Source organism: Streptomyces sp. NPDC026500 (assembly GCF_055567635.1).
In genome coordinates this window covers 42415-54018 of record NZ_JBVHQB010000016.1, presented here as the reverse complement: position 1 = coordinate 54018, position 11604 = coordinate 42415, and the positions used below count along the sequence as shown (strand labels likewise).

The window sequence follows — 11604 nt, the reverse complement described above, 5'->3', positions numbered from 1 at the left end:
CCGCCCCGACCCTCACGCCTCGAAGCGGTAGCCCATGCCGGGCTCGGTGATCAGATGGCGCGGGTGGGACGGGTCCGCCTCCAGCTTCCGTCTGAGCTGGGCCATGTACACCCGCAGGTAATTGGTCCTGTTGCCGGCCGAGACACCCCACACCTCCTGGAGGAGCCGGCGCTGAGTGATGAGCCGGCCCGGGTTGCAGACCAGGATCTCCAGCAGTTGCCACTCGGTGGGCGTCAGGCGGATGTCGCACCCGGCGCGGGGACGAGGACGCCCGGGTCTCCGCGCTGCGCGGCTCCCTCGCCTGCGGGGAGACGGCGCTGCGCCGCGTCTCGGAGCGGATCGACCGTGAGACGGCGCGGACGGTGTTCAAGGTGTCGGGACTGGACTGAGTGTCGGGGCTGTCCGCACCCCCCTTCCCGGGCATAGCCTCCGCCCGTGCTCAACGTGACGGAGATCCTCAAGCGCCTGGTGATCGGCCGCGCGATGCGCAGCGAGGAACTGCACGAGACACTGCTGCCCAAACGGCTGGCGCTGCCGATCTTCGCCTCCGACCCGCTGTCGTCCGTGGCGTACGCGACGCAGGAGATCCTGCTCGTCCTCACCCTCGGCGGACTGGCGTATCTGCACTTCACGCCATGGATCGCGGGCGCGGTGGTGGCACTGATGGCCATCGTGGTGCTGTCGTACCGGCAGGTGGTGCACGCCTATCCGAGCGGCGGCGGCTCCTTCGAGGTCGCGTCGACGAACCTGGGCCCCTCGACCGGTCTCGTCGTCGCCGCCTCGCTCCTGGTCGACTACGTCATGACGGTCGCCGTCTCGGTCGCCTCAGGCGTCGACAACATCATCTCGGCGATCCCCGGGCTCGCCCACGAACGCGTCCCGATGGCGCTCGTCTTCGTGGCCCTCCTCGCGGCCGTCAACCTGCGGGGGGTGCGCGAGTCGGGGCGGGCCTTCGCCGCGCCGACGTACCTGTTCATCGGCGGTGTGCTGGTCATGGTGGTCACCGGCCTGATCCGGTACGCCCTCGGGGACGCGCCGGTCGCCGAGAGCGCCGCCTACGGTGTCACCCCGGACCCCGCCGACGCGCACCTGACGGGCCTGGCCCTGGTGATGCTGGTGCTGCGCGCGTTCTCCTCCGGCTGCACGGCGCTGACCGGCGTGGAGGCGATCTCCAACGGCGTCCCGGCGTTCCGCAAGCCCAAGGCAACCAACGCGGCCACCACGCTGGCGGCGATGGGCAGCCTCGCGATCGTCATGTTCGTCGGCGTCACCGCGCTGGCGCTGATCTCGAAAGTGCACATCACCGACGACGCGTGCCGGCTCACCGGGCTGAGCGGCGACTGCGCCTCCTACACCCAGCGCACGGTCATCGCACAGGTCGCGGCGGCCGTGTTCGGCGGGGAGCACAGCTTCGGCTTCTACTTCATCCAGGCGGCGACGGCTCTCGTTCTGGTCCTGGCCGCGAACACGGCCTTCAACGGCTTTCCTTCACTGTCCTCGATCCTCGCCCAACACCGTTATCTGCCACGCCAGTTGCACAACCGGGGCGACCGACTGGCCTTCTCCAACGGCATCCTGGCCCTCGCGATCGTCGCGGGCCTGCTGCTGTGGGGCTACAAGGCCAACGTCACCAGCCTCATCCACCTCTACATCCTCGGCGTGTTCACCGCTTTCACGCTCTCCCAGCTCGGCATGGTGCGGCACTGGAACCGCGAACTGCGCGGCGAGCCCGACGTGGCCACGCGCCGGCGCCACCACACGGCGCGCGTGATCAACGCGGTGGGCGCGGTCGTCACCGGACTCGTCCTCCTCATCGTCCTGACCACCAAGTTCACCCAGGGCGCGTGGCTGGCCGTCCTCGCGGCGGCCGTGCTGTGGGTGACCATGCGCGCGATCAGGCGCCACTACGACACGACGGCGGCGGAGCTGGCGGTGACCGACCCCCACGGCGAACTCGTACCGCCCAGCCGGGTGTTCGCGATCGTGCTCGTGTCCACACTGCACAAGCCGACGCTGCGGGCCCTCGCCTACGCGCACGCCACCCGCCCCGACCGGTTGGAGGCACTGACGGTCTCCGTCGACCCGGACGAGACGACCGATTTGCGCAGGCGCTGGGAGGAGTACGGCATCGACGTACCGCTGAAGATCGTCGACTCCCCCTACCGCGAGATCACCAAGCCGGTCGTCGGGTACGTCCGCGCGGTGCGCCGCGAAAGCCCGCGCGACATCGTCGCCGTCTTCGTCCCCGAGTACGTCGTCGGCCACTGGTGGGAGAACCTGCTCCACAACCAGTCCGCCCTGTGGCTCAAGAGCCGTCTGCTCTTCACCCCGGGCGTGATGGTGACGAGCGTGCCCTGGCAGCTCAGCTCCTCGGCCCACGCCGACCGGCCGGCGGCCCGGGCGGCGGGGTCCGTCCGCCGGGGGGAGCCGCCGGTGGCGCCGCGGCCACGGAGCAGGTAGGCGCGGGCCCGGTCGAGGGCGAAGGCGTCCATCGCCCCGGCCGGCACCCGCGACACCACCAGGACATTGACACTGCCTTGACGGGCTCCGGGCCGATAGGGTGAAAGAGGTGTGCCGGGAAGTCTGGTCGGCGGGGAGTCACACGGGCTCCCACGGGAATCCCCCCGGGGTTCCCCGAGTGACCAGGGGGACGGCATGCGCAGCGTAGGAACAGTCCTGGCTCTGGTCGTACTCGCCACCCTGGTGGCGACGTTCGCCCGCCGGTGGCGCATCCCCGCCCCCTCCCTGCTCGTCGTCGCGGGCCTCGCCGTCGCCCTGCTGCCCGGCACCCCGCAGATCGAGATCAATCCCGGGATCATCGGGCTCGTCGTCCTGCCGCCGCTGCTCTACGCGAGCGCCGAGGAACTCTCCTGGCGCGAACTGCGCGCCGTGTGGAAGCCGGTCGGAGTCCTGTCCACGGGGCTGGTACTGGCCTCGGCGGCCGCGGTGGCCTGGGTGGCCTCGCTCGTCACACCGCTGCCGTGGCCGACGGCCTTCGTGCTGGGCGCGGTCCTCGCCAGCACCGACCCGGTGGCGGTCACCGCCCTCGGCAGACGGCTCGCGCTGCCGCCCAAGGTGCAGGTCCTCGTCCAGGCGGAGAGCCTCTTCAACGACGCCACGTCGCTGGTGCTCTTCCGGGTGGCGGTGAGCATCGCGGTGGCGACCGCCGCCGTGGGCTGGGGCACCGCGGGCGGGGAGTTCCTGCTGCTCGCGGGCGGTGGCACGGTCATCGGCGCGGCCGTCGCCGGCGTCGTCGCGCTGATCCGGCGGCGTACCGAGGACCCCGTCCTGGAGACGGTGATCGCCCTGGTCACCCCGTACGCGGCGTACGTCCTGGCCGAGGGCGCGCACACCTCGGGCGTCACCTCGGTCGTGGTCGCCGGAGTCGTCCTCGGCGGACGGGGCGACCGCCTCACCAACGCGCGCATCCGCCTCCAGCTGCACGCCGTCTACGGCACCGTCGTCTTCCTCCTGGAGAGCGTCGTCTTCAGTCTCATCGGGCTCGCCCTGCCGGCGCAGGTACGGGCGCTGTCCGACACCGACCGGGCCTGGCCGCTGTACGCGCTCGCGGTGGCGGGCACGCTCGTCGCCGTACGGCTGCTGTGGCTGGTGCCGCTGTCGGCGGTGGTGCAGCGCGAGGGCGGCATCAGCCGCATGAACTGGCGGGTCCCCTTGGTGCTCACCTGGGCGGGCACCCGGGGTGTGGTCCCGCTGGCGGCGGCCCTGTCGGTACCGGAGTCGCTCGCCGGACGTCCTCTGATCCTGGTGCTGACCACCTCGGTCGTGGTCGTCACGCTCGTCGTCCAGGGCTTCAGCCTCGCCTCCGTCGTCCGGCGCTCGGGCATCGCCCTGGAACCCGCCCACACGGAACGCGAGGAAGCCTCGGCGCGCTGCCGGCTGGCCAACGCCGGACTGGACCGACTGGACGAACTGTCGGAACTGGAGGCCGTCCCCGACGTCGTCCTCGACCGGCTGCGCCGCGGCCTGACGGCCCGTCTCGACGATGCCCGCGACCGCCTCGCCGAACCCGACGAGGGCACCGCCACCGGCACCGAGTCCGCCGACGTCGTCTACCGGCAGTTGCGCCGCGACCTGATCGCCGTCGAGGGCGCCGAACTCCAGACCCTGTACGACGAACACAGCATCAGCGACACCACCCGCAGGCGGTTGCGGCGGTCCCTGGACCTGGAGGAGGCCAGGCTGACCGACGCCTGATCCGGAATTCAAGACTCCACCTCTTGGCGCCCCCGTGATGCGCGACCAGCCGGTCTTAACGCAAGCTTGACGCCTGGAGCCCCAGGACGCGTGGGCCCAGGGATCACTCTCTGCATACGCTGATGGGCGCCGTCTCCTCGATGGCCGGAACCGTTCGAAGAGCCGTACGTCAGGAGAGTCACCGATGGCCAGCACCGAGCCCGCCCCGCCGAGCCGCTTGCGGGCGTGGATGCTGGAAGGCCTGTCCGACATGGGCAAGACCAAGGGCCGCCAACTGCCGCGCCCGGCCGAGCCCGCGCCCGTGCACAAGGGGCAGCGCTGGTGGCGCGTCATGTGCCTGACCGGCGTCGACTACTTCTCCACCCTCGGCTACCAGCCCGGCATCGCCGCCCTCGCGGCCGGACTGCTGTCCCCCGTGGCGACCGTCGTGCTCGTCATCGTCACCCTGGCGGGCGCACTGCCCGTCTACCGCCGCGTCGCCGAGGAGAGCCCGCACGGTGAGGGCTCCATCGCGATGCTGGAACGCCTGCTCTCCTTCTGGAAGGGCAAGCTGTTCGTCCTCACCCTGCTGGGCTTCGCCGCCACCGACTTCCTGATCACCATCACCCTCTCGGCGGCCGACGCCTCCACCCACCTGGTGGAGAACCCCCATCTGAACGACGCGCTGCACGACAAGCAGATGGTGATCACCCTGTTCCTGGTGGCCCTGCTGGGCGCGGTCTTCCTCAAGGGCTTCCTGGAGGCGATCGGCGTCGCGGTGGTGCTGGTGGGCATCTACCTCGCGCTCAACGTCGTGGTCGCCGTCTCGGGACTCTGGGAGGTGATCACCCACGAGCACCTCGTCACGGACTGGACCACCGCGCTGACCGCCGAACACGGGAACGTCCTGGCCATGATCGGGGTGTCCCTGCTGGTCTTCCCGAAACTCGCGCTCGGCCTGTCCGGCTTCGAGACCGGAGTCGCGGTCATGCCGCACGTGGAGGGCGAGGCCAGCGACACCGAGCAGAAGCCGACCGGGCGGATCCGCGGCGCGAAGAAACTGCTGACCACCGCCGCCGTGATCATGAGCATCTTCCTGATCGTCACCAGCTTCATCACCACCGTGCTGATCCCGCCGAAGGAGTTCCAGCCGGGCGGCCAGGCCAACGGCCGCGCCCTCGCCTATCTGGCCCACGAGTACCTCGGCAACGCCTTCGGCACGGTCTACGACGTCTCCACGATCTGCATCCTGTGGTTCGCCGGCGCCTCCGCCATGGCCGGGCTGCTCAACCTCATGCCACGCTATCTCCCGCGCTACGGCATGGCCCCGCACTGGGCCCGCGCCGTCCGCCCCATGGTGATCGTCTTCACTCTGATCGCGTTCCTGGTCACCTGGATCTTCGACGCCGACGTCGACGCACAGGGCGGCGCGTACGCGACCGGTGTCCTCGTCCTGATCAGCTCCGCCGCCATCGCCGTCACCATCGCCGCCCACAAGGCCGGCCAGAAGCACTGGACCGTCGGCTTCGCCGTCATCTCGGCCGTCTTCCTCTACACGACCGTCGTCAACGTCATCGAACGCCCCGACGGTGTGAAGATCGGCGCCTGCTTCATCGCCGGCATCATCCTCGTCTCCCTGCTCTCCCGGCTCGCCCGCGCCTTCGAACTGCGGGTGACCGGTATGAGCATGGACGACATGTCCGAACGGTTCGTACGCGACATCGCGAGCCGGCGGATCCGGTTCGTCGCCAACGAACCCGACAAGCGCGACGTCACCGAGTACCGCGAGAAGATCGAGCAGATCCGCGCCGACCACGACCTCCCGCCCCAGGAGGACTTCGTCTTCCTGGAGGTCACCGTGGGCGACCCCTCGGAGTTCGAGTCGGTCATGAACGTACGCGGCGAAGTGCTGCACGGCCGCTACCGCGTCCTCACGCTGGAGTCCGCCTCCATCCCCAACGCCCTCGCCGCCCTGCTGCTGTACGTCCGCGACACCACGGGCCGCATCCCGCACATCTACTTCGAGTGGACCGAGGGCAACCCCTTCACCAACTTCCTGCGCTTCTTCCTCTTCGGCCAGGGCGAGGTCGCCCCGGTCACCCGGGAAGTCCTGCGCGAGGCCGAGCCCGACCGCGCACGACGGCCGAGGGTGCACGTCGGCTGAGACCCGGGACCTTTCCGGGCACGTCCGACACACCGGAAAGGGGTGAGAGGCCGGTAAGAAGGCCGGTCGCGGACCCGTTCACCAGGTCGCATGCCACCTACGGCTTGGCAGACTGGTCGGGTGCCCCAGAATGTACTGCTCGCCGAGGACGACCGCGCCATCCGCCATGCCCTGGAAAGGGCACTGACACTGGAGGGCTACGAGGTGACGGCCGTGGCCGACGGGGTGGAAGCGCTGGCCCAGGCCCACCGCACCCCACCGGACGTCCTCGTCCTCGACGTCATGATGCCCGGCATCGACGGCCTCCAGGTGTGCCGCGTGCTGCGCGCCGAGGGCGACCGCACCCCGATCCTGATGCTCACCGCGCTCGTCGAGACCGCCGACCGCATCGCCGGCCTCGACGCGGGCGCCGACGACTACGTGGTCAAGCCGTTCGACGTCGAGGAGGTCTTCGCCCGGCTGCGCGCCCTGCTGCGCCGCACCGGGAACGGCGCCTTCGACGACGTACCGGCGACCGCGCCCCGGGAACCCCAGACGTCCAGCGCGCAGATCTCCGCGGCCGGGCTGCGCATGGACATCCAGGCGCGCCGGGCCTGGCGCGGGCAGCGCGAACTCGAACTGACCCGGACCGAGTTCGAGCTCCTCGAACTGCTCGTCCGCAACGCCGGCATCGTCCTCGACCACTCCACCATCTACGACCGGATCTGGGGCTACGACTTCGGCCCCGGCTCCAAGAACCTCGCCGTGTACGTGGGCTATCTGCGGCGCAAGCTCGACGAGCCGGGCGGACCGGCGCTGATCCACACCGTGCGAGGCGTGGGGTACGTCCTGAGGGAGGACTGAGTGCAACGACGGCTGCGGCAGGTGTCCTCCCTGCGGGCCACCTTCACCGTGTCCTTCGCGGCCGTCGCCGCCGCCGTCACGGTCCTGGTCGGGTTCCTGAGCTACGACGCCGCCGCCCGGCTGGTGCGGGTCGACCAGCAGACGGTCTTCGCAGAAGTGGTGCAGGACCTGCGCGACCAGGTGCGCGAGCACGCGCTGCACACGAACGACTTCGCCTCCTCCGACCCCGACCACGACGGACCCCTCGACGACATCATCCGGCCCAGCCGCACCGACGTTCAGGTGCTCGGGCCCAAGGGCGTGGTCGTCGACCACGGCGTTCCTCCCCTGCCCGTGGACAGCCACGACCGGGCGATCGCCGACGACGGCACGGCGGGCAGGCTGGAGCAGCACAAGGACGTCAACGTGGCCGGCGACCGCTACCGGCTGGCGACCGTCGCGCTCGGCAGCGGACGGGGCGCGGTGCAGGTCGCCCAGCAGTTCAGCGACACGGAGGATCTGCTCCGGGAGCTCCAGCAGCGGACCGTCCTGCTCGTCGGGGCCGTCGTGATCGCCGCCGGGCTCTTCGGCTGGTGGCTGGCCCGGCGCATCACCCGACGCCTGGTGCGGCTCGCCGGGGCCGCCGAGGACGTGGCGCGCACCGGTCGCCTCGGCATCCAGGTGCCGGTCACCGGGTACGACGAAGTGGCCCGGCTCGGCCGGTCCTTCGACCGGATGCTCGGCCGCCTCGCCCAGTCCGAGGAGGACCAGCGCCGCCTGGTCCAGGACGCGGGACACGAGCTCCGTACGCCGCTGACCTCGCTGCGTACGAACATCTCCATGCTCCGCCGGATCGACGAACTGCCGCCCGACGCCCGTGAGGAACTCGTCGCCGACCTGGCCCTGGAGTCCCGGGAACTGACCGACCTGGTCAACGAACTGGTCGCCCTCGCGGCCGGCCAGTCGGACACCGAGCCCGTACGGCCACTCGACTTCGCCGAACTCGCCGAGGACGTCGCGATCGTCGCGCGCCGCCGCACCGGCCGGGACATCACCGTCCGGGCCACCGGCGACACCTCGGTCGACGGCCGCCCGAGCGCCCTCCAGCGCGCGGTCTCCAACCTCGTGGAGAACGCCACCAAGTTCGACCGGGGCGGAACGGCGCCGATCGAGGTCGTCGTGACGGGCCCCGCCCCGCAGTCCGGCGGCGGGCACTCCGGTGACTCCGGCGTCGGCGCGAGCTCGGGGGGCCACCGCGGGCCGGTCCGCGTCGAGGTGCTCGACCGAGGCCCCGGCATCGACGACGACGACCTCGTACGCGTCTTCGACCGCTTCTACCGCGCCGCCGACGCCCGCAGCCTCCCCGGCTCGGGCCTCGGCCTGTCGATCGTCCGCGAGGTCTCCACAGCCCACGGAGGCACCCCGTTCGCCTACCCGAGGAAGGGCGGCGGCACGGTGATCGGCTTCACCGTGGAGAGCTAGGCCCGCTCTGCGAATGAGATGCCCGCGATCGCGAGCTCCAGCCCGCCCGACCCACCCTTCGACCACGGGGGCGAAATTCAGCCCCTCCGGCGTTTGAGGAGCGGGGTCTGGGGCGGAGCCCCAGGTACGGGCAGGGCAGGGGCGGAGGGGGCGAAAACCCGCTACACCCGCAGCGCCGCGAGCTGCTCCTCGAACGGGACCACGTGGAAACCGTCCGCACGCAGGGCCACAGGTCGGACCGGAACAGCCGCCTCGGACACGCCCTGGGCAGGGACAGCCGCCCCGGGCTCCGCCTGAGCCGAAGCCGAGGCCGCAGCCGGGACCTCAACCGAGGTCGAGGTCGAGGCCGCAGCCGCAGCCGAGGCCGATGCGCTGGACGCCGAGTGTCCGGTGAGGGCGGTCATCAAGGCCGCCAGTTCGCCCGCCGCCCGCTCGATCCGCTCGGCAAGCCCCTCCGCCCCCCAGTCCTCCGAAGCCGCGTACACCCCGGTAGGGACGATCACCGCCCGCAGATACGCGAACAGCGGCCGCAGCGCGTGTTCGAGGACGAGCGAGTGCCGCCCGGTCCCCCCGGTCGCCGCGATCAGCACGGGCTTGCCCGCCAGCGCGTCCTTGTCGAGCACGTCGAAGAAGGACTTGAACAGGCCGCTGTAGGACGCGGAGAAGACCGGCGTCACGACGATCAGCCCGTCCGCGGAGGTCACATCGTCGATCGCGGCGGACAGCGCCCGCCCGGGGAAGCCGTTGGTGAAGTTGTGGGCGATCTCGACGGCGAGGTCGCGCAGTTCGACGACCCGCAGGTCCACCGCGCCGGACGCCCGGCCGGCGGTCGCCGCCGCCAGCCGGTCGGCCAGCAGCCGCGTAGACGACGGAACGCTCAGCCCCGCCGAGACGACGACGAGCTTCATGCGACGGTCACCTCCTCCTTGGCGGCGGCCACCCTGGCCGCGTGGGTCGGCGCGTCCGGCACCTCGGCCGGCCGCCCCTTGGCGAACTCCTCGCGCAGCACCGGCACGACCTGTTCGCCGAGCAGGTCGAGCTGCTCCAGGACGGTCTTGAGCGGCAGCCCGGCGTGGTCCATCAGGAACAGCTGGCGCTGGTAGTCACCTGCGTACTCGCGGAACGCCAGCGTCTTCTCGATGACCTGCTGCGGCGAGCCGACGGTCAGCGGGGTCTGCTCGGTGAAGTCCTCCAGCGACGGCCCGTGTCCGTAGACCGGCGCGTTGTCGAAGTACGGCCGGAACTCCCGTACGGCGTCCTGCGAGTTGGGCCGCATGAAGACCTGGCCGCCGAGGCCGACGATCGCCTGCTCGGCCGTGCCGTGTCCGTAGTGCGCGTACCGCTCGCGGTAGAGCTCGACCATCTTCTTGGTGTGGTCGGCGGGCCAGAAGATGTTGTTGTGGAAGAAGCCGTCGCCGTAGTACGCGGCCTGCTCGGCGATCTCCGGCGAGCGGATGGAGCCGTGCCACACGAACGGCGCGACACCGTCCAGCGGGCGCGGCGTCGCCGTGAAGGACTGGAGCGGCGTACGGAACTTGCCCTCCCAGGTCACCACGTCCTCGCGCCACAGGCGGTGCAGCAGCGCGTAGTTCTCGACGGCGAGGTTGATGCCCTGCCGGATGTCCTGCCCGAACCAGGGGTAGACGGGCCCGGTGTTGCCGCGGCCCATCATCAGGTCGACCCGGCCGTCCGCGAGATGCTGGAGCATCGCGAAGTCCTCGGCGATCTTCACCGGGTCGTTGGTGGTGATCAGGGTCGTGGACGTGGACAGGACGAGCTTCTCGGTGCGCGCCGCGATGTAGCCGAGCATGGTGGTCGGGGACGACGGCACGAACGGCGGGTTGTGGTGCTCGCCGGTCGCGAAGACGTCGAGGCCGACCTCCTCGGCCTTCAGCGCGATGGCGACCATGGCCTTGATGCGCTCGTGCTCGCTCGGCTCCCGGCCCGTGGTCGGATCCGGAGTCACATCGCCGACGCTGAAGATCCCGAACTGCATGGTCGCTCATCCTCCATGTTGTTGACTATTCAACTATACCTCCGAACCACCACCTCTTCCCAGGTATTCCGCGACTGTCAGTACCGCGTCCTACGATCCCCTCATGGCCGCCCCACGCCGTGACACCCGAGGCATCGTCGACGCCGCGGAGCTCTTCGCGCGCGTCCGCTTCCGCCGCCATGAGCCCGCCGAGCCGCTGCGCCCCTACCTGGAGCACTACTGGCTGATCGACTGGGACCTCACCCAGCCCTACGCCTCGCACGTGGTCCCGCACCCGTCGGCCAACATCGTCTTCCAGCGGTACGCGGGACAGGACCCCTTCGGCGAGGTCGCCGGCATCGGACTCGACCTGTTCACCCAGAAACTGGAGGGCCGGGGCAGGGTCTGCGGGATCCAGTTCCGCCCCGGCGGCTTCCGCCCCTTCGCGCCGGACCGCTCCCTGTCGACCCTCACCGGACGGCGGCTCCGCCTCCCGGAGGTCCTCCCCGGCTCCGGGCGCGCGGTCGCGGCCGTCCTCGACCCGGACGACGAGCAAGCCCGGGTGGCCGCCCTCGACGCCTTCCTCCTGGACCTGGACCCGCGGCCGGACCCGCAGGCCACCCTCGCGATCTCCCTGGTCGAGCGCATCCGCACCGACCGCACGATCCGTCACGTCGGCGAGTTCGCCGAGGCGCACGGCATGACGGTCCGCGCCGTGCAACGACTCTTCTCCGCGTACGTCGGCGTCGGGCCGAAGTGGATCATCCTGCGCTACCGCATCCACGAGGCACTGGAGCGCGCCGAGACCTCCGAGCCGGTGAACTGGGCCGCCCTCGCCGCCGACCTCGGCTACGCCGACCAGGCCCATCTGGTCCGGGACTTCACGGCCACGGTCGGCGTCCCGCCCACGGCCTACGCGAGCAGCCACCAGCCCTCCTGATCACCCCGGCCCCTCTGCCCCGGTAAT

The 11604-nt window shown here is 70.9% G+C and carries 8 protein-coding genes and 1 pseudogene; 6 read left to right on the top strand and 3 right to left on the bottom strand.

Going from position 1 to position 11604, the window contains the following annotated elements; all coding sequences use genetic code 11:
• Positions 1 to 12: 12 nt before the first annotated feature.
• A pseudogene (locus ACZ4N5_RS26995) lies at positions 13 to 258 on the bottom strand (winged helix-turn-helix domain-containing protein); the annotation flags it as partial.
• A 225-nt stretch (positions 259 to 483) separates the two neighbouring features.
• Between ACZ4N5_RS26995 and ACZ4N5_RS26990 the strand changes: the two are divergent.
• The 5 genes from ACZ4N5_RS26990 (at position 484) to ACZ4N5_RS26970 (ending at position 8662) form a co-directional block, all read left to right on the top strand.
• Positions 484 to 2460, top strand: coding sequence for an APC family permease (locus ACZ4N5_RS26990; RefSeq protein WP_467759777.1), 1977 nt, complete (start codon positions 484 to 486; stop codon positions 2458 to 2460).
• Positions 2461 to 2655: 195 nt separating this feature from the next.
• A complete protein-coding gene (locus ACZ4N5_RS26985; protein ID WP_467759627.1) occupies positions 2656 to 4215 on the top strand; it encodes a Na+/H+ antiporter in 1560 nt (519 codons plus the stop codon).
• Positions 4216 to 4399: 184 nt separating this feature from the next.
• A complete protein-coding gene (locus tag ACZ4N5_RS26980; protein WP_467759626.1) occupies positions 4400 to 6358 on the top strand; it encodes an APC family permease in 1959 nt (652 codons plus the stop codon).
• Between the two features lie 120 nt (positions 6359 to 6478).
• Entirely contained in the window at positions 6479 to 7201 is a 723-nt protein-coding gene (locus tag ACZ4N5_RS26975) for a response regulator transcription factor (RefSeq protein WP_467759625.1), read from the top strand.
• Positions 7202 to 8662, top strand: coding sequence for a HAMP domain-containing sensor histidine kinase (locus ACZ4N5_RS26970; RefSeq protein WP_467759624.1), 1461 nt, complete (start codon positions 7202 to 7204; stop codon positions 8660 to 8662).
• A gap of 161 nt (positions 8663 to 8823) precedes the next feature.
• Here the strand turns inward: ACZ4N5_RS26970 and ACZ4N5_RS26965 are convergent, their stop codons facing one another.
• Both ACZ4N5_RS26965 and ACZ4N5_RS26960 read right to left on the bottom strand, forming a co-directional pair.
• Complete coding sequence (locus tag ACZ4N5_RS26965) at positions 8824 to 9570, bottom strand: FMN reductase (RefSeq protein WP_467759623.1); 747 nt, start codon at positions 9568 to 9570, stop codon at positions 8824 to 8826.
• Complete coding sequence (locus ACZ4N5_RS26960; RefSeq protein ID WP_467759622.1) at positions 9567 to 10658, bottom strand: LLM class flavin-dependent oxidoreductase; 1092 nt, start codon at positions 10656 to 10658, stop codon at positions 9567 to 9569. Before ACZ4N5_RS26960 ends, ACZ4N5_RS26965 begins: the two co-directional genes overlap by 4 nt.
• Before the next feature lie 103 nt (positions 10659 to 10761).
• On the opposite strand from ACZ4N5_RS26960, the gene ACZ4N5_RS26955 reads away from it, so the two are divergent.
• Positions 10762 to 11577 carry a DUF6597 domain-containing transcriptional factor gene (locus tag ACZ4N5_RS26955; RefSeq protein WP_467759621.1) on the top strand — a complete coding sequence of 272 codons (816 nt, stop codon included), beginning with the start codon at positions 10762 to 10764 and terminating at the stop codon, positions 11575 to 11577.
• The last annotated feature ends 27 nt before the right edge of the window (positions 11578 to 11604 follow it).

Bases quoted from the DNA above. Each gene is read 5' to 3' on its own strand.
- ACZ4N5_RS26990 (WP_467759777.1), top strand. From the start codon at position 484: ATGCGCAGCGAGGAACTGCACGAGACACTGCTGCCCAAACGGCTGGCG.
- ACZ4N5_RS26985 (WP_467759627.1), top strand. From the start codon at position 2,656: ATGCGCAGCGTAGGAACAGTCCTGGCTCTGGTCGTACTCGCCACCCTG.
- ACZ4N5_RS26980 (WP_467759626.1), top strand. From the start codon at position 4,400: ATGGCCAGCACCGAGCCCGCCCCGCCGAGCCGCTTGCGGGCGTGGATG.
- ACZ4N5_RS26965 (WP_467759623.1), bottom strand. From the start codon at position 9,570: ATGAAGCTCGTCGTCGTCTCGGCGGGGCTGAGCGTTCCGTCGTCTACG.
- ACZ4N5_RS26960 (WP_467759622.1), bottom strand. From the start codon at position 10,658: ATGCAGTTCGGGATCTTCAGCGTCGGCGATGTGACTCCGGATCCGACC.
- ACZ4N5_RS26955 (WP_467759621.1), top strand. From the start codon at position 10,762: ATGGCCGCCCCACGCCGTGACACCCGAGGCATCGTCGACGCCGCGGAG.